Annotated in this window: 21 protein-coding genes; 2 read left to right on the forward strand and 19 right to left on the reverse strand. The window is 64.4% G+C overall.

The genetic code is table 11. The features are described 5' to 3' along the window. Positions 1 to 65: 65 nt before the first annotated feature. The 17 genes from ACK3BB_RS21035 to rpsL form a co-directional block, all read right to left on the reverse strand. A complete protein-coding gene (locus tag ACK3BB_RS21035; protein WP_428926591.1) occupies positions 66 to 1,106 on the reverse strand; it encodes a succinylglutamate desuccinylase/aspartoacylase family protein in 1,041 nt (346 codons plus the stop codon). Positions 1,107 to 1,193: 87 nt separating this feature from the next. Next, on the reverse strand, positions 1,194 to 1,814 hold the full coding sequence (locus ACK3BB_RS21040; protein WP_428926592.1) for a 2OG-Fe(II) oxygenase family protein: 621 nt from the start codon (positions 1,812 to 1,814) through the stop codon (positions 1,194 to 1,196). A 273-nt stretch (positions 1,815 to 2,087) separates the two neighbouring features. Then, entirely contained in the window at positions 2,088 to 2,501 is a 414-nt protein-coding gene (gene rplP, locus ACK3BB_RS21045; RefSeq protein ID WP_428926593.1) for a 50S ribosomal protein L16, read from the reverse strand. 13 nt (positions 2,502 to 2,514) lie between these two features. After that, positions 2,515 to 3,240, reverse strand: coding sequence for a 30S ribosomal protein S3 (gene rpsC / locus ACK3BB_RS21050; RefSeq protein WP_428926594.1), 726 nt, complete (start codon positions 3,238 to 3,240; stop codon positions 2,515 to 2,517). Then, positions 3,240 to 3,620: a 50S ribosomal protein L22 gene (gene rplV, locus ACK3BB_RS21055; RefSeq protein ID WP_428926595.1), complete on the reverse strand. Its 381-nt coding sequence runs from the start codon at positions 3,618 to 3,620 to the stop codon at positions 3,240 to 3,242. The genes rpsC and rplV overlap by 1 nt, the downstream gene beginning before the upstream one ends. Positions 3,621 to 3,623: 3 nt before the next feature. Continuing rightward, complete coding sequence (gene rpsS, locus ACK3BB_RS21060) at positions 3,624 to 3,902, reverse strand: 30S ribosomal protein S19 (protein ID WP_088652357.1); 279 nt, start codon at positions 3,900 to 3,902, stop codon at positions 3,624 to 3,626. 3 nt (positions 3,903 to 3,905) lie between these two features. Continuing rightward, on the reverse strand, positions 3,906 to 4,748 hold the full coding sequence (gene rplB / locus ACK3BB_RS21065; RefSeq protein ID WP_428926596.1) for a 50S ribosomal protein L2: 843 nt from the start codon (positions 4,746 to 4,748) through the stop codon (positions 3,906 to 3,908). A 353-nt stretch (positions 4,749 to 5,101) separates the two neighbouring features. Further along, positions 5,102 to 6,625 (reverse strand): DUF1254 domain-containing protein, encoded by a 1,524-nt coding sequence (locus tag ACK3BB_RS21070; protein WP_428926597.1) that lies wholly within the window; start codon positions 6,623 to 6,625, stop codon positions 5,102 to 5,104. Between the two features lie 84 nt (positions 6,626 to 6,709). After that, positions 6,710 to 7,099 carry an SHOCT domain-containing protein gene (locus ACK3BB_RS21075; RefSeq protein WP_428926598.1) on the reverse strand — a complete coding sequence of 130 codons (390 nt, stop codon included), beginning with the start codon at positions 7,097 to 7,099 and terminating at the stop codon, positions 6,710 to 6,712. Between the two features lie 334 nt (positions 7,100 to 7,433). Beyond that, complete coding sequence (locus tag ACK3BB_RS21080; protein ID WP_428926599.1) at positions 7,434 to 7,730, reverse strand: 50S ribosomal protein L23; 297 nt, start codon at positions 7,728 to 7,730, stop codon at positions 7,434 to 7,436. Next, on the reverse strand, positions 7,727 to 8,344 hold the full coding sequence (rplD, locus tag ACK3BB_RS21085; protein ID WP_428926600.1) for a 50S ribosomal protein L4: 618 nt from the start codon (positions 8,342 to 8,344) through the stop codon (positions 7,727 to 7,729). The genes ACK3BB_RS21080 and rplD overlap by 4 nt, the downstream gene beginning before the upstream one ends. Further along, positions 8,341 to 9,075 (reverse strand): 50S ribosomal protein L3, encoded by a 735-nt coding sequence (rplC, locus tag ACK3BB_RS21090; protein ID WP_428926601.1) that lies wholly within the window; start codon positions 9,073 to 9,075, stop codon positions 8,341 to 8,343. Before rplC ends, rplD begins: the two co-directional genes overlap by 4 nt. A 15-nt stretch (positions 9,076 to 9,090) precedes the next feature. Continuing rightward, positions 9,091 to 9,405, reverse strand: a complete 315-nt coding sequence (gene rpsJ / locus ACK3BB_RS21095; protein WP_024809816.1) for a 30S ribosomal protein S10 — start codon at positions 9,403 to 9,405, stop codon at positions 9,091 to 9,093. Positions 9,406 to 9,617: 212 nt separating this feature from the next. Then, positions 9,618 to 10,793 carry an elongation factor Tu gene (gene tuf, locus ACK3BB_RS21100; protein WP_428926602.1) on the reverse strand — a complete coding sequence of 392 codons (1,176 nt, stop codon included), beginning with the start codon at positions 10,791 to 10,793 and terminating at the stop codon, positions 9,618 to 9,620. Positions 10,794 to 10,876: 83 nt separating this feature from the next. Continuing rightward, positions 10,877 to 12,994: an elongation factor G gene (gene fusA, locus ACK3BB_RS21105; RefSeq protein WP_428926603.1), complete on the reverse strand. Its 2,118-nt coding sequence runs from the start codon at positions 12,992 to 12,994 to the stop codon at positions 10,877 to 10,879. Between the two features lie 20 nt (positions 12,995 to 13,014). Continuing rightward, entirely contained in the window at positions 13,015 to 13,485 is a 471-nt protein-coding gene (gene rpsG, locus ACK3BB_RS21110; protein ID WP_428926604.1) for a 30S ribosomal protein S7, read from the reverse strand. Positions 13,486 to 13,497: 12 nt separating this feature from the next. After that, complete coding sequence (gene rpsL, locus ACK3BB_RS21115) at positions 13,498 to 13,869, reverse strand: 30S ribosomal protein S12 (protein WP_005621086.1); 372 nt, start codon at positions 13,867 to 13,869, stop codon at positions 13,498 to 13,500. A gap of 315 nt (positions 13,870 to 14,184) precedes the next feature. Between rpsL and ACK3BB_RS21120 the strand changes: the two genes are divergently transcribed. After that, entirely contained in the window at positions 14,185 to 15,057 is an 873-nt protein-coding gene (locus tag ACK3BB_RS21120; RefSeq protein WP_428926605.1) for a putative rhamnosyl transferase, read from the forward strand. On the opposite strand, the gene ACK3BB_RS21125 is transcribed toward ACK3BB_RS21120, so the two are convergent. Next, positions 15,024 to 15,893, reverse strand: a complete 870-nt coding sequence (locus ACK3BB_RS21125) for a DMT family transporter (RefSeq protein WP_428926606.1) — start codon at positions 15,891 to 15,893, stop codon at positions 15,024 to 15,026. The two genes, ACK3BB_RS21120 and ACK3BB_RS21125, sit on opposite strands and share 34 nt — an antisense overlap. Before the next feature lie 2 nt (positions 15,894 to 15,895). After that, a complete protein-coding gene (locus ACK3BB_RS21130; RefSeq protein WP_428926607.1) occupies positions 15,896 to 16,705 on the reverse strand; it encodes a glycosyltransferase in 810 nt (269 codons plus the stop codon). Positions 16,706 to 16,990: 285 nt separating this feature from the next. Between ACK3BB_RS21130 and ACK3BB_RS21135 the strand changes: the two genes are divergently transcribed. Further along, entirely contained in the window at positions 16,991 to 17,653 is a 663-nt protein-coding gene (locus ACK3BB_RS21135; protein ID WP_428926608.1) for a hypothetical protein, read from the forward strand. Positions 17,654 to 17,675: the final 22 nt, after the last annotated feature.

Here is a 17,675-nt window from a genome sequence, read left to right on the forward strand (position 1 = left end):
CCGGCTTGTGCGCCCCGGCCACCGGCCATCTGCCGCCCGGTGTCGCGGCAAATGGCAGGCCGAGGTCAGATGATCTCGTCCTCGTCGAACAAGGCCACGCCCTCAAGCTGGGTCGACAGGCTTTCGATCCGTTCCTCGGCCTCGGGGGCCGAGATCTGGGCGATGTGGAACAGCGCGTCGCCCTCGTTGACGATGGGCAGGTTGGTGCGCCCGATCACGAGGCCGGCCGTGTCGGCGCGGATCTCTTCCTCGATCTCGCCGAAGGGGTCGGCCACCATGCCCAGCAATTCGTCCTTTTCGACCATCTCGCCGATCGCCTTGAAGGTCCGCAATAGCCCGCCCGCCGGGGCCCGTTCCCAGGCCGTCTCGCTGGCCTTGACCGGCACCGCCTCGGCCAGGGGCACGCCGTCCTCGGGGATCATGCCCAGCCCGTGCATCACCCGCAGGATGCCCGCCACCCCGACCCGGGCCGAGAATTCATCAAAGCGCAGCCCCTCGCCGGCCTCGTAGAGCAGGATGTCGACGCCCTGTTTCTGCGCCTCCTTGCGCAGCGAGCCGTCCCGCAGTTTCGACCGGATGACCACCGGCGCGCCAAAGGCATCGGCATGGGCCAGCGTTTCGGGCTTGCCCGGCGACACCCGGATCTGGGGCATGTTCTCGCGGTGGATCGCCGCTGAATGCAGGTCGATGCCCAGGTCCGCCCGGGCCACGATCTCGGTCATGAAGATATGCGCCAACCGCCCGGCCAGCGAGCCTTTCTCGGAGCCGGGGAACGACCGGTTCAGGTCGCGCCGGTCCGGCAGATAGCGCGAATGGTTGAGGAAGCCGAAGGTGTTGACGATGGGCACGACCATCAACGTGCCGGCGATCCGGTCCAGCTGCGGGCTGCGCAGCAGCCGCCGGGCGATTTCCACGCCGATGACCTCGTCGCCATGGATCGCGGCGCTGACAAAAAGCACCGGCCCCGGTTCGCGGCCATGCACGACCTGCACGGACATTGTCACCGGGGTGTGGTCGGAAAACGTGCTGACCGGCAGGTCGACGGTGCGCTGGCTGCCGGGCGGGACCCGGGCCGAACCGATCTGGAATGCGGGGCGTGTGGACATGGGGCGTGGGCTCCCGAACGTTCCGAAAATCCTTACGTCCGGTCCTGTCCGCCCGCAAGCGTCACGACACGGGGGCCGTGGCCCGGATCAGCTCCAGGAATAGTTGAAGCTGACCGAGATCCGCTCTTCTTCGGACATGTTCATCGGCACTTCGTGGCGCAGCCAGCTTTCCCAGAGCAGCACGTCGCCGACCTTGGGCTGGACATAGACAAAGCTCTGAAGCTCGCGCCGCGCGGTCTTCTGGCGGACGGGCGCGGCCATCATCATCTGGCTGCGCGGGTCTTCGAGCTTGAGCGCCGAGGCGCCGTCGGGCATCGCCACGTAGGTCGTGCCCGAGATGACCGAATGCGGGTGGATGTGGCTGGTGTGGATGCCGCCCTCGGGCAGGATGTTGATCCAGATGTCCTCGAGCTTGAGCTCCCGCCCGTCGAGGTCAAAGCCCAGGTCCTCGGCAAAGGCGGCGACATGGGCGTCCAGCGCCTTGACCACCTCGGCGAAGATCGGAAAGCGCCAGGGCAGATCGGTCAGCGAGGCATAGGATGTATAGCCGGGATAGCCGTTTTCCTCGCACCAATCCTGGCCGGCCTCGTCATCCTCGGCAATGACCAGGCAGGAGTTTTCCAGCTCGTCCGGGTCAACCCGGGGGCCATGTTCGGCCAGGGCGGCGTGGTAGAGACGGGTGACGAAGAGGGATTCGATATCGGCCATGGCGGCTGCATAGCCCGTTCCGGGTGACGCAGCCAGTGGGCTCGGGGCTCTTTGCGTCGAAATCCCGCGGGCCGGCAAAGGTAGGATGGGTGCCGCGGCACCCATCCTACGAGGCGTTTGGCCTCATGGCGCTGCGTCGCTCTGTTGGTGCCCGGCGGCCATCCGGCGAGGCGATACAGCCGGCGAAGGCACCGCCCGGCCGATACGAAAAACCCCCGCCGCATCGCTGCGCCGGGGGTCTTGATCTTGTCAGTCGCGCGAAGCGCCGACCGCTTACCAGTCCTCGCGGACGACGACGCGGCTCTTGATCGGCAGTTTCATCGCGGCCAGGCGCAGGGCCTCGCGGGCGACCTCGTCCGAGACACCGTCGATCTCGAACATGACGCGGCCCGGCTTGACCTTGGCAGCCCAGAAATCGACCGAACCCTTACCTTTACCCATCCGGACCTCGGTGGGCTTCGACGAAACGGCGGTGTCGGGGAAGATCCGGATCCAGACCCGGCCCTGACGCTTCATGTGACGCGTCATGGCCCGGCGGGCGGCTTCGATCTGGCGCGCGGTGATGCGCTCGGGCTGCAGCGCCTTCAGGCCGTAGGTGCCGAAGTTCAGGTCGGACCCGCCCTTCGCCACACCCTTGATGCGGCCTTTGTGCTGCTTGCGGAACTTAGTACGCTTAGGCTGAAGCATGGTTTCCTACTCCTTACCGGTCGCGGTCGCGACGGCCACCGCCGCCAGCGCCACGGGGGGCCGGACCATCCTGGAGCTCCTGGGCCTTGCGGTCCCGAGCCTGCGGATCATGTTCCATGATCTCGCCCTTGAAGATCCAGACCTTGATGCCGATGATGCCGTAGGGCGTCATGGCTTCGGCATGCGCATAGTCGATGTCCGCCCGCAGGGTGTGCAGGGGCACGCGGCCTTCGCGATACCATTCGGTCCGTGCGATCTCGGCGCCGCCCAGGCGGCCCGCGACGTTCACCCGGATGCCCAGGGCGCCCATGCGCATGGCGTTCTGCACGCCCCGCTTCATGGCACGACGGAAGGACACACGGCGTTCCAGCTGCTGAGCGATCGATTCCGCAACCAGCTGGGCGTCGAGCTCGGGCTTGCGCACTTCAACGATGTTGAGGTGCAGTTCCGAATCCGTCATCTTGGCCAGCTTCTTGCGAAGCACCTCGATGTCGGCGCCTTTCTTGCCGATGATCACGCCCGGACGAGCGGTGTGAATGGTCACACGGCACTTCTTGTGGGGGCGTTCGATGATCACGCGGGCAACACCGGCCTGCTTGCACTCATCCTTGATGAACTCGCGGATCTTGAGATCCTCGAGCAGCAGATCACCATAATCCTTGGTGTCGGCGTACCAGCGGCTGTCCCAGGTGCGGTTGACCTGCAGGCGCATGCCGATCGGATTGACTTTCTGACCCATTAGGCTTGCTCCTCAACCTGGCGCACCTTGATGGTGAGCTCCGAGAACGGCTTGATGATCTTGCCAAACCGGCCACGAGCCCGCGGACGGCCGCGCTTCATGGTCAGGTTCTTGCCGACATAGGCTTCCGCGACGATCAGCTCGTCCACGTCCAGGCCATGGTTGTTCTCGGCATTGGCAATGGCCGACTGCAGGCACTTCTTGACGTCCTGCGCGATCCGCTTGTTCGAGAAGGTCAGGTCGGTCAGAGCCCGATCGACTTTCTTGCCGCGGATCATGGCGGCCACGAGGTTCAGTTTCTGCGGGCTGGTGCGAAGCATACGGGTCTTGGCCATCGCTTCGTTTTCGGCCACGCGGCGGGGGTTCTTTTCCTTGCCCATGACTTACTTCCGTTTCGCTTTTTTATCAGCCGCATGGCCATAATAGGTCCGCGTCGGCGAGTATTCACCGAACTTCTGACCGATCATGTCCTCGGACACCTGCACGGGAACGTGCTTCTGACCGTTGTACACGCCAAACGTCAGGCCCACGAACTGGGGCAGGATCGTCGAGCGGCGCGACCAGATCTTGATGACTTCATTGCGGCCCGATTCACGCGCAGCTTCGGCTTTCTTCAGCACGTAAGCGTCGACGAAAGGACCCTTCCAAACAGAACGAGACATCTATCAGCGCCCTTTCTTCTTGGCGTGCCGCGAGCGGATGATCAGCTTCTGCGACGCCTTGTTCTTGTTGCGGGTGCGCTTGCCTTTGGTGTCCTTGCCCCACGGGGTAACCGGGGTACGACCACCAGAGGTCCGGCCTTCACCACCACCATGCGGGTGGTCGACCGGGTTCATGACGACACCACGAACCGACGGGCGCTTGCCCTTGTGGCGCATGCGGCCGGCTTTACCGTAGTTCTGGTTGCTGTTGTCGGGGTTCGACACGGCACCCACGGTGGCCATGCATTCCTGGCGGACCAGGCGCAGTTCGCCCGAGGACAGGCGGATCTGGGCATAGCCGCCATCACGGCCGACGAACTGGGCATAGGTGCCCGCGGCACGTGCGATCTGGCCGCCCTTGCCGGGCTTCAGTTCGATGTTGTGCACGATGGTACCGATCGGCAGGCCCGAGAACGGCATCGCGTTGCCCGGCTTGATGTCGGCTTTTGCGCTGGCGACAACGGTGTCGCCCACGGCCAGGCGCTGCGGCGCCAGGATATAGGCCTGCTCGCCATCTTCATACTTGATGAGCGCGATGAAGGCCGTCCGGTTCGGGTCATATTCGATCCGCTCGACCACGGCCGAGACATCGAATTTGGTTCGTTTGAAATCGACGATCCGGTAGAGGCGTTTCGCCCCACCACCACGGCGGCGCGAGGTGATCCGTCCGGTGTTGTTCCGGCCGCCCGACTTGGTCAGACCCTCGGTGAGGGCCTTGACGGGGCGTCCTTTGTACAGCTCCGAACGGTCGATCAGCACCAGCCCGCGCTGGCCCGGCGTCGTCGGCTTGTACGACTTGAGTGCCATGCTTTCTGTCTTCCGTTTAGCAAAGCCAGGGCCTGGCCCCGGCTGCGGCGAGTTTGCCCGCCGCTATGTTTGGGGACCGGGTCGGTGTAATCCGCGATCCCATGTGTGTAGGGCCCCGAAGGTCCCCGGCGAAAGATGGGTGAGACCACCCATCCTACCCGTTCCCCGTCCCGGCGGATCTCTCCGCCCATGTCCGGTGTCCGGGCTGGCCGTAGGATGGGTGATGTCACCCATCGGTCGACCAAATCAAACGGCCCCGAAACGAATCCGGGGCCGAACGATTGGGGGGAGGTAGCAGGCTTGGCCCGCCCTGTCCACAGGCTTGTTCCGAAAACCGGGGACCGGTCCGGCCCTCAGTCCACCGGCTCGAAATCCGGCATCTTGAAGCTGCGGTCATTCAGCTCGGGCCGCGGCCCGTAGAGCCGCATCGCCGGCAGCGGCCGCTTGCCGGCCGTCGGGATCCAGTTGCTTTCCTGCCCGTCCGGCGCATCGGGCCCGATCCAGATCGTCACGCCACCATCGGCATTCTTCACCATCCCGTCCAGGTCATAGGACGACAGCGTCGTGCGCCCTTGGGCCGTATAGATGAACCCCATCGTCGCCCGATCATAGACCGTCAGCGCCCAGAACTGATCGACCGGCATCTCGGCCGGCACGTCCAGCCGATAGGTCCGCCCGCCCTCCAGCCTGGCCCCCGTCGCATCGGCCATGGCCATCAGGTATTGCGTGGCCGGGTTGTCCGTCAGCACCTTGGGCATGTAGGTGCACCAGAAATATTCCGCCGCCCGCTCGATCGTGTCGACCCGGTCCTCATAAGTCCAGGTAAAGGTGTTGTTCTCGTCGGCCTGCAACAGCGACGCATAATGGCGATCCTCCCAGAACATCTTGTCCTTCGGGAAATTGTCGAACCATTCCTGCATGTAGAACCAGACATCATAGCTGGCCTGGATCATCGCCCGTTCGGCCACCGGATCAGGCGCAAAGGGCTCGCCATGGCGAATGCCCAGCGTCGCCAGCATGCCCATGACAAACATGTCCTCGGGCTTGATGGGCTCGACCGTCACGATGGCATGCAGGTTCTCGAAATGCCTCAGCCCCCAGATCGGCATCGTCGGATACCGCGTGTCGATCGGGTCAAAGAACACCTGTTCGGGCGGGGTCGCCGCCTCGGACAGCGCATACATCCGCAGCCGCTTGGCATAGGCATAGGCATCCGCCTCGCTCATGCCCGGGCCACGCACCGAGCGGAAGGCAAAGGCCACCCGGTAATTGGGCGACGGCACATGCAGATAGCCCTCGGGAATCTCGCCATCATAGCCCGGCGGGGTAAACAGGTACTTGCCGCCCCTGCCCTCATCCAGCCCCGCCGGCCCCACATCGGCAATCGTGTATTGCCAGGCATCGACCACCTGGCCGTACAGGCTGCCCTCCTCGCCGGCCGGCGGGATTTCCAGCACGGTCGGCCCGTTCTGCAGATCGGTGAACGCCGTGATGTAGGGTGTCGAGGCATTGGCCGTCGTTGCCTCCAGCTTGGCCGTGGCCACGCCGGAATAGGCGATGATGTCGTTGTCGCGCAGGCCCAGGTCTTCCAATGCAGCGGCCCGGAAGCGATAGATCGCCAGCGCCGGCATCGCCCAGAGCGCGGCCTCGAAGGCGCGCTGGTACTTGACCTGGTAGTCGAAATCCTCGACCGAACGCCGCGCGTCCTGGGGTGGCTGGCCGCCCAGCGGTTCGAAATCGCGGTTGGTCAGTGGCCCTGCGCCCCGCAGCGCCTGGGCCCCGGCCGGGCGCACGCCCTGCCCCAAGCCCACCAACGCCGCCGTGCCCGCCGCCACGCGAAACAGCGCACGGCGCGTGAAATCCATGCCCGTCATCATGAAATCCTCCCCGTCTACCCGTTACTCTTAAACCCTTGAACGAAAAGGCCCCCCGCCGGCCCTGACCCGCGAGGGGCGGCAGGCTCAGGCGCCCAGCACCTTGGCTTTCTGTGCCGCAAACTCGGCGTCGGTCAGATGACCGCCGTCCTTCAGCTTGGCCAGCCGCTCGAGCTCGTCGGCCGCCGAGACGCTGGCCACCGAGCGGATGTAATCCTTCTGGGCCGCTTCCATCTTCTGGATGTCCTCGGCCCGATGGTCATGCATCTTGTCGCCCCGGATGATCAGGTAGGCCAGCACGCCCAGCCAGGGCAGCAGGATGCAAAAGGCGATCCACAGCGCCTTGGCGATGCCCGACAGGTCCTTGGACCGGAAGATGTCGGCCACGACCGAGATCATCACCCAGAACCAGGCAACCATGAGGAACAACCAGAAGATCGACCAGAAGATGTCGAAGAACCCGATACCGTTTTCCATTACTCAACTTTCCCTTTTCCACGCCCCACCGGCGCATGCAGGGTCGAGTATAGACCGGTCTTCGTAACGGTCATACCTCAAGCCGCCCGGCCGGTGCCCGCCGCCCCGCGCCCTGCCCCATCCTTCAGCGCCCCTCGCCACCGACGCCGAGCCCGGCCGCCTTGCCTTAGCCGGCCGCCCGGCGCGGCACGAAACGCCGCCCGACATCGCCCGCAGGGCAAGGGTATATCCCCTTCAAGGTGCCGCGCGGCCCCCTGCCCCGGCACGCAACGGCCAAAACGAAAAAGGCCCCCCGCTTGCGCGGAGGGCCTTCAATCCGGGTATCAGGCGTCGATCAGAGTCCGGTGGACACGTCGATCGTGTTGCCTTCTTCCAGCGTCACGTAGGCTTTCTTGACGTCTTTCCGCTTGCCCAGCTGGCCGCGGAAGCGCTTGACCTTGCCCTTGGTGATGGTCGTGTTCACGGCCTTCACCTTGACGTTGAACAGCGCTTCGACCGCTTCCTTGATCTGGGGCTTGGTCGATTCGATGTCCACCTCGAAGACAACCGCGCCGTGCTCGGACGCCATGGTGGCCTTTTCGGTGATGATCGGCTTGCGGATCACGTCGTAATGTTCGGGTTTCGCCGTCATTTCAGTCGTGCCTCCAGAGCTTCGACAGCCGCCTTGGTGAGCACCAGGGTGTCACGCTTGAGGATGTCATACACGTTTGCACCCATGGTCGGCAGCACGTCCAGGCCATCGATGTTGGCCGCGGCGCGGGCAAAGCCCTCGTTCACGGCGGCACCGTCGATGATCAGCGCGCGCTTCCAGCCCAGGTTCTTGACCTGCTTGGCCAGGGCTGCGGTCTTGCCTTCCGACTCAGCCGCCTCGATGACCACCAGCTCGCCGGCTTTCGCCTTGGCCGACAGCGCGTGGCGCAGGCCCAGCTTGCGGAACTTCTTGGGCAGGTCATGGCCGTGGCTACGGGGCGTCGGGCCCTTGTAGATGCCACCCTTGCGGAAGATCGGCGCCTTCTTGGACCCGTGGCGTGCGCCGCCGGTGCCCTTCTGGCGATAGATCTTCTTGGTCGAGTAGCTCACTTCCGAGCGCGTCTTGACCTTGTGGGTGCCGGCCTGTGCATTGTTGCGCTGCCAGCGGACCACGCGGTGCAGGATGTCGGCGCGCGGCTCGAGACCGAAGAGTTCGGCGTCGAGCTCGATGTCGCCGGCTTTCTCACCGTCGAGCTTGATTACGTCGAGTTTCATTCTTCACCCCCTTCGGCGGGCGCCTCTGCTGCCGGCGCTTCAGCGGCCGGAGCTGCGGTTGCCTTGATGGCGGCCGGATGCGGCACACCTTCGGGCAGCTTCTTCTTCACGGCATCCTTGATGGTGACCCAGCCGCCCTTGGCGCCCGGAACAGCACCCTTGATCATGATCAGGCCGCGTTCCACGTCCGTTTTCACGACTTCCAGGTTCTGCGTGGTCACACGGGCTGCACCCATGTGGCCGGCCATCTTCTTGCCCTTGAAGACCTTGCCCGGATCCTGACACTGGCCGGTCGAACCGTGCGAACGGTGCGAGATCGACACGCCGTGCGAGGCGCGCAGGCCGCCGAAGTTGTGCCGTTTCATGGCACCGGCAAAGCCCTTACCGATCGAGGTACCGGACACGTCCACTTTCTGGCCTTCCAGGAAGTGCTCGGCCGAGATTTCGGCACCGATTTCGATCAGGTTGTCTGCGGTGACCCGGAATTCGACCAGCTTCCGCTTGGGCTCGACCTTCTGGGCCGCGAAATGACCGCGCATGGCCTTGGACACCCGCTTGACCTTGGGCGAACCCGCGCCAAGCTGAACGGCGGTATAGCCGTCCTTGTCCGAGGTCCGCTGAGCCACGACCTGAAGGTTGTCCAGTTGCAGGACGGTGACGGGCACCTGTTTGCCGCTGTCGAGGAACAGCCGCGTCATGCCCACTTTCTTAGCGATGATACCAGAGCGCATCTACATACCCTCCGATTACGACTGCAGCTTGATCTCGACGTCCACGCCGGCGGCGAGGTCGAGTTTCATCAGCGCGTCAACGGTCTGCGGGGTCGGATCGACGATGTCGAGCAGCCGCTTGTGGGTGCGGATCTCGAACTGGTCACGCGACTTCTTGTCGATGTGCGGACCACGCAGAACGGTGAATTTTTCGATCTTGTTCGGCAGCGGGATCGGCCCGCGAACCTGTGCGCCGGTCCGCTTGGCGGTGTTCACGATCTCCTGGGTGCTGGCGTCCAGCACGCGGTAGTCGAACGCTTTCAACCGGATCCGGATGTTCTGGCTTTGAATTGCCATGTCGCATTCCCCTTCAAAGGGCGTTTCAGTTGAGAGGTGGCACGAGGGTCATTCCCCGCCCACATCGAACCATCTGTTTTTGGGGGCCGGTCCCACGGGCTGCGGACCCCGAAAGTCATGACGCGCGGTGTTGAGCCGCGCGCCAGGATTGGAATATGGCCGGCCGGAACCGGCGGGTTGCCCCGCCGTCGGCCGGACCGACCGTCTTACTCGACGATTTTGGACACCACGCCCGCGCCGACGGTGCGGCCGCCTTCGCGGATTGCAAAGCGCAGGCCCTGCTCCATGGCGATCGGGGCGATCAGCTCGACGCCGAACGACACGTTGTCGCCGGGCATGACCATCTCGGTGCCTTCGGCCAGCGTCACGGTGCCCGTCACGTCGGTCGTCCGGAAGTAGAACTGCGGACGGTAGTTCGCGAAGAACGGCGTGTGACGGCCACCCTCTTCCTTGGTCAGGATGTAGGCTTCGGCTTCGAACTTGGTGTGCGGGGTCACCGAGCCGGGCTTGCAGAGAACCTGGCCGCGCTCGACCTTCTCACGGTCGATGCCGCGCAGCAGGGCGCCGATGTTGTCGCCGGCTTCGCCGCGGTCCAGCAGCTTGCGGAACATTTCAACGCCCGTGCAGGTCGTTTTCTGCGTGTCCTTGATGCCCACGATCTCGATTTCGTCGCCGACGTTGATCACGCCACGCTCGACGCGGCCGGTCACAACCGTGCCGCGGCCCGAGATCGAGAACACGTCTTCGATCGGCATCAGGAAGGGCTGGTCAACGGCCCGCTCGGGCGTGTCGATGTACTCGTCGACAGCGGCCAGCAGTTCCTTGATCTTGTCTTCGCCGATGTTCGCGTCACGGCCTTCCAGCGCGGCCAGGGCCGAGCCGGCGATGATCGGAATGTCGTCGCCCGGGTATTCGTACGATTCCAGCAGCTCGCGGACTTCCATTTCCACCAGCTCGAGCAGTTCCTCGTCATCCACCTGGTCGACCTTGTTCAGGAAGACGACCATCTTCGGGATGCCGACCTGGCGGCCCAGCAGGATGTGCTCGCGCGTTTGCGGCATCGGGCCGTCGGCGGCGTTCACGACCAGGATCGCGCCGTCCATCTGGGCGGCACCGGTGATCATGTTCTTGACGTAGTCGGCGTGGCCGGGGCAGTCGACGTGGGCGTAGTGACGGTTTTCCGTCTCGTATTCCACGTGAGCCGTCGAGATCGTGATCCCGCGGGCCTTTTCTTCCGGCGCGCCGTCAATCTGGTCATAGGCCTTGAAGTCGCCGAAATACTTCGTGATCGCAGCCGTCAGCGTCGTCTTGCCGTGGTCAACGTGACCGATCGTGCCGATGTTCACGTGCGGTTTCGTACGCTCAAACTTTTCCTTTGCCATGATGGCCTCCTATCGTTCGGGTGGCGGGGCAAGCCCCGCCCTACAAGTGATGGGTAGGGCGGGGTTCACCCCGCCGTCCCGGTTCAGGCGTATTTTGCCTGGATTTCGTCGCTGATGTTCTGCGGCACCGGATCGTAGTGATCGAACTGCATGGTGAACTGGGCCCGGCCCGACGACATCGACCGCAGGGTGTTGATGTAGCCGAACATGTTGGCCAGCGGCACGAAGGCATCGATCGCGATGGCGTTGCCGCGGGTGTCCTGGCCGGACACCTGGCCACGCCGCGAGGTCAGGTCGCCGATGATGCCGCCGGTGTATTCTTCCGGGGTGATCACTTCGACCTTCATGATCGGCTCGAGCAGCTTCGCACCGGCCTTCTTCAGACCTTCACGCATGCACATCCGGGCGGCGATTTCGAAGGCCAGGACCGAGGAGTCCACGTCGTGGAACTTGCCGTCGATCAGCGCGACCTTGAAGTCGATCACCGGGAAGCCGGCCAGCGGACCGCTGTCCATGACCGAGTTGATGCCCTTTTCGACGCCGGGGATGTATTCCTTCGGCACCGAGCCACCAACGATGCGGCTTTCGAACGAGTAGCCTTCGCCGGCTTCGGTCGGCGAGATGATCATCTTCACCTCGGCGAACTGACCCGAACCACCCGACTGTTTCTTGTGGGTGTAGGTATGCTCGATCTCGTGACCGATGGTCTCGCGGTATGCCACCTGCGGCGCACCGATGTTGGCCTCGACCTTGAACTCGCGCTTCATCCGGTCGACGAGGATGTCGAGGTGAAGTTCGCCCATGCCCTTCATGATGGTCTGGCCCGACTCGATGTCGGTCTCGACGCGGAAGGACGGGTCTTCGGCCGCCAGTCGCTGCAGCGCGGTTGCCATCTTTTCCTGGTCGCCCTTGGTCTTGGGCTCGACGGCGATCTCGATCACCGGGTCCGGGAAGGTCATGGTTTCCAGCACGACGGGGTCGTTCTTGGCGCAGAGCGTGTCACCGGTGGTGGTCTGTTTCAGGCCACCCAGCGCGATGATGTCGCCGGCAAAGGCTTCATCGATCTCTTCGCGGTTGTTCGAGTGCATCATCATCATCCGACCGACGCGCTCGTTGTTGCCCTTCGTCGAGTTCAACATGGTGTCACCCTTGTTGAGCTTGCCCGAGTAGATGCGGACGAAGGTCAGCGAGCCCACGAAGGGGTCGTTCATGATTTTGAATGCGAGGCCTGCGAACGGCATGTCGTCATCTGCACGACGCGCGATGTTGCGGACTTCTTCCTCGTCGCCGGGCTTGAAGCCCATGTAGTCGACCACGTCGAGCGGGCTCGGCAGGTAGTCGATCACGGCGTTGAGCAGGGGCTGCACGCCCTTGTTCTTGAAGGCCGAACCACCCAGCATCGGGACAAAGGCCATTTCCAGCGTGCCCTTGCGCAGCAGGGCGCGCAGGGTAGCCACGTCGGGCTCTTCGCCTTCCAGGTAGGCTTCCATGGCGTCGTCGTCCATTTCGACGGCGGCTTCGATCATGTTCGAACGCCATTCGTCGGCCTGGTCCTGCAGCTCGGGACGGATGTCCTCGAGGGTCCAGGTGGCGCCGAGGTCGTCACCCTTCCACAGCCATTCCTTCATCAGCACGAGGTCGAGCAGGCCTTCCAGCTCGGTCTCGGCGCCGATCGGGATCGCGACGGGCACGGCACGTGCACCGGTGCGCTCTTCAACCATCTTGTGGCAGTTGAAGAAATCGGCGCCGATCTTGTCCATCTTGTTGACGAAGACGATACGCGGAACCTTGTAGCGGTCAGCCTGACGCCACACGGTTTCGGTCTGCGGTTCGACACCGGCGTTGGCGTCCAGAACACAGACGGCACCGTCGAGCACGGCCAGCGAACGTTCGACTTCGATGGTGAAGTCGACGTGGCCGGGGGTGTCGATGATGTTGAAGCGGTGCTTCTCGGTCTGCGGCTCGGTGCCGTTCTCGGTGCGCTCCCAGAAGGTGGTCGTCGCGGCCGAGGTGATCGTGATGCCGCGCTCCTGCTCCTGCTCCATCCAGTCCATGGTGGCCGCACCATCGTGCACCTCACCGATGTTGTGGGACTTGCCGGTGTAGTACAGGATGCGCTCGGACGTCGTGGTCTTGCCGGCGTCGATATGCGCCATGATCCCGAAGTTGCGGTAGCGGTCGAGCGGATAGTCGCGTGCCATGGTGTCGAACCTTTTAGGGGTTACCAGCGATAATGCGAGAAGGCCTTGTTGGCCTCTGCCATCTTGTGGGTGTCTTCGCGCTTCTTCACGGCCGAGCCGCGGGACTGCACAGCGTCCAGCAGTTCGCCGGCGAGGCGTTCTTCCATCGTGTTTTCATTGCGGGCGCGCGATGCGTTGATCAGCCAGCGGATGGCCAGGGCTTCGCGGCGCTCGGGGCGCACTTCGACGGGGACCTGGTACGTCGCACCACCAACCCGGCGCGAGCGAACCTCGACCGACGGCTTGATGTTGTCCAGCGCCTCGTGGAACACTTCCACGGGGGCGCGCTTGACCTTGGCTTCGATGCGGTCGAGCGCGTTGTAGACGATGTGCTCGGCGGCCGATTTCTTGCCGTCGTACATCAGGTTGTTCATGAACTTCGTCAGAATGCGGTCGCCATACTTGGCGTCCGGCAGAACTTCGCGCTTCTCGGCGGCGTGACGGCGGGACATATCCTAATCCTCTTACTTGGGACGCTTCGCGCCGTATTTCGAACGACGCTGCTTCCGGTCCTTGACGCCCTGGGTATCCAGGACACCGCGCAGGATGTGGTAACGGACACCCGGAAGGTCCTTCACACGGCCGCCGCGGATGAGCACGACCGAGTGCTCCTGCAGGTTGTGGCTTTCACCCGGAATGTAGCTGATCACCTCGAAGCCGTTGGTGAGACGCACCTTGGCCACCTTCCGCATGGCCGAGTTCGGCTTCTTCGGCGTGGTGGTGTAAACCCGCGTGCAGACGCCGCGTTTCTGCGGGCACTGCTCGAGGTGCATGGATTTGGAGCGTTTCACTTTGGGCTGCCGCGGTTTGCGGATCAGCTGCTGGATCGTTGGCATTCCGGTTTTATCCCCGTATTCGCAACACACATGTTTCTGCACGCGCGTGCGTGCGGTTCTCAGTTCAAGCAGGGCCCAGTTCGGCCCGTCGTCCGATGCCGCCGCAAAAGCGCAGCAACCGCGACGCGATCCCTGCTTGAAGGACCGGTGCGGCGGGTTTCCAGAGGATCGGGCCCAGGGGGCCGGATCGTGACCTCGGCAGTATTGAAGCCGGCCGCGGGCCATGAGCCCTGCGCCGGGATAGCGGGCATTTATAGGGAGTCGTGGGGGCTGTCAACACCCGGGCAAGGTTGCCAGGGACAGACGGTGCCCCTAATGCTGCGTGACGCGGCGCTCGTCAATCACCGACAGGAGGATTTCCCCGTGCAGGTCATCGGTTTGTGCCGGTTTTCCTATCCGGCCGAAGGCGGCTTTCAGGTGGAACACGGCACGATCGCCGAGCGAATCGCGTTTCTCTATGATCCCGCCCGGCTGGAGGAACGGTTTCGCACCTTCGAATCCTTCACCCTGCCCGCCCTGCGCGCCCAGACCGACGGGGATTTCACCTTCCTGGTCGTCATCGGCGACACGCTCCCCGCGCCCTTCCGCGCGCGCCTCGCCGATCTGCTGGCCGACATGCCCCAGGCGCGGCTGCTGGCCCGGCCGCCGGGACCGCACCGCCAGGTCATGCAGGAGGTGATCAACGACCATCGGACGGGCAAGGGTCCATCGCTGCAATTCCGCATGGATGACGATGATGCCGTGGCCGTGAGCTATGTCGAAAAGCTGCGCGCGGCGGCCCGCGACATCCGCGGCCTGCTGCGCAATCACCGCCACGTGGCCATCGATTTCAGCCAGGGCCATATCGCCCGGCCCGGCCCGTCCGGCATTGCCACCACCCCGACCAACAAGCCCTGTACCACGGCCGCCCTGGCCCTGATGTTCCGGGCCGACGTGGCCCAGACGGTGATGAACTTTGCCCATGCCAAGGTCGGCCAGCGCATGCCCCTGCTCAGCCTGACGGGCGAGGACATGCTGGTGCGCGGCCACAACGATTTCAACGACAGCCGCCAGAAGCCCGGGGTCAAGCCCGTGACCCTGACCCCGCTGGACGCCGCCGGCGAGGCCCATTTCCGGGCGACCTACAACATCGATGCCGACCTGGTGCGCCGGCTCTATGCGCCCTCGCGCACGGCCCTTTCGCGGTAGAGCGTGAAGATCCCCGACCCCACGACAATGGCCGCGCCCAGCAGGGTCAGCGGGGTCGGCCAGTCGCCGAAGACCAGGTAGCCTAGGATCAGCGCAACCAGCAGCGAGGTATAGCGGAACGGCGCGATGAACGACACCTCGCCCACGCGCATGACCATGACGCTGAGCAGGTAGCCGGCCATGACCAGGGCCGAGGAACAGACGATCATGACCCACAGCCGCCCGCTGACCGGCGCCCAGTCGACACCCGTCGACAACAGCCCGGCCGACAGGCAGACGGCCACCGCCCCCACCAACGAGACCGACATCGAGCTGACCGAGGACGAGATCCGGCGGACGACGAGGTCGCGGCAGGTGACACAGGCCACGGCGGCCACGGCATAGAGCGAATAGACCGAAAAGCCCTCGGGCCCCGGGCGCACGATCAGCAGCATGCCGCAGAAGCCCAGGCAGATGGCCAGCGTCCGGCGCCAGCCGACCGGATCGCGGAAGAACAGCGCGGCGCCGGCGGTGACCGTCAGGGGCAGCATCTGCAGCACGGCGCTGACATTGGCCATGGGCATGTTGATCAGGGCGGTCAGGAACAACCAGGCCGCTGCGGCCTCGCAGAGCGAGCGCAGGCCGATCAGCCACCAGTCACGGCGCGAGAAGGCCAGGTTCAGCGTGCCCGTGGCCCAGGCCAGCCAGAGCATCATCAGCGAAGACAGCGCCCCGCGCATCGTCAGGATCTGCATCAGCGGCAGGTCGGCCCCGGCGGCCTTGACGATGGCGTCATTGACGGTGAAGGCGGTCATGCTGCCCATCATCAGCAGCGCGCCCTGGAAGTTCGGGCTCATGGTCACAGGGCCTTCAGATCGGGGTAGGAAACGTTGAAATTCTTGTCCAGCGCCTTGCGGATGCGCGGTTCGGCCATCTTGTGGGTCTGGCCCATCTGGGTCGGGTTCGACTTGTTGTCGCCGTGGATCGTGCGGATGAAGGCCGGGACCGAGATGTCGGAATAGGTCGTGTAATGCTGGGCCAGCGCCCGGTGGTTATAGCGGTAGGGGTTGCGATGGTAATCGACCGGGCACAGAAGCGTCGTGCCCGTCGACAGGGGCGCGCGTTCGGTAGCGTCAAAGATCTCGTTGTCGCCGGTCTCGTCCCGGCGCACGTAGAACCCCCGGTTATAGGCAATGATCGTCGGCGTCCGGGCGTCCTGCAGGGCCAGCAGCCCGCGCGCCCGTTTCCGCGTGCGGGCGATGAACCGGCGGTCGACGGCATCGTCGTCATCGAGGCGGAACAGGGCCTTGTGGGTGGCATCGCCCAGGTCGATGGAATTGTAGCCATCCTTGAGCAGCTGGTAATGGTTGTCGGTGCCCACGGCCCGCAGATGCAGGTTGGGATGCGGGGCCAACAGGTCGGCCAGCCGGTCGCGATAGGCCGCGGGCAGGCGTTCACCGGTCAGGATGATACACTCGAAATCGGCATCGGTCTGGCCGGTCAGCGACGGCAGACACAGCTTTTCGAACAGGTGGAAACGCAGGGCCATACGCTCGGGCGACCAGATATGGGCGGCGATGGCATCCAGCGTGGGGAAGCGTTCGGAATAATAGGTCGGCGTCAGGACCGAGAAGCGCAAGAGCCCGATGATCCTGATCCTGTGCGCCATGTCTGCCTCCCTGCGGTTCGCGGCAGAGAACACCGGCGCCGGGAAAATGGAAAGCCCTAAAGGGCAGGGTTGCAGATCACTCTACCGCGCCACCGGGCGTCCCCGCGCCCGGCCCCGACCGGGCCAAGCATCTGGATCAGCGCGATTTTCCGCCGGTCCGGCCGGCCACGCCCCTGGATCGGGCACCATGACCCGCCCGCCGTTGCATGCGCCTGCGGCTTGGTGCTAGGCCCGGCGATACAGACGGGCCGGCCGCCATGGCCGCCCGAAACGAACCGGGCCACGATGCTTTACAACGACGACTTCCTACTTCTGCATTACCCCAAGACCGCCGGCAAATCGGTGGCCGTCTACTTCTGCCAGAACTTCGCCGGACCGATCCATGGCCGGGTGTCCAAGGGCCAGGTCCGCGAGATCGGCATGGGCGCCGACGAGGACGTGCACCTTGAGGTGGCCGGGGGCCACGACAATTTCATGGCCGCGCGCAAGGTGCTGAAGGAGCGCGACGTCGACATCCTGGGCTTTCGCGCCTGCCTGGTGCCGATCCGCAATCCCTATGACCAGATGGTGTCCAACTACGCCTTCCTGCGGCGCAGCTATGACCGCAACCCGCGGGTGCGCGACCGGCCCAGCTTTGCCCTGGCCGCCGAGACCACCTTTCCCGAGTTCTGCGCCCGGGTGACGATCGCCGATTTCGCCAATTTCGTGCCGCCCGAACGCGTGCGGGACAAGCTGCCCCTCGAACTGATCCGCTTCGAGACCCTGGCCGCTTCGCTGTCCGACCTGATGGCCCGCTACGGGCTGGACGAGACACATCCCCTGCCCCATCTCAACGCCTCGGACCGGCCGCGCGACTTTGCGTCGATGTATGACGACGCCACCAAGGCCCATGTCGATCACAAGCTGGATTCGCTCTTTCGCATCGGGGGCTATCCCAAGGAGCTGTAACGGCCCCGCCCCCCGTTCCGAA

Origin of the sequence: Marinibacterium sp. SX1, assembly GCF_050389775.1 — a bacterium.
Classification (GTDB): domain Bacteria; phylum Pseudomonadota; class Alphaproteobacteria; order Rhodobacterales; family Rhodobacteraceae; genus Marinibacterium.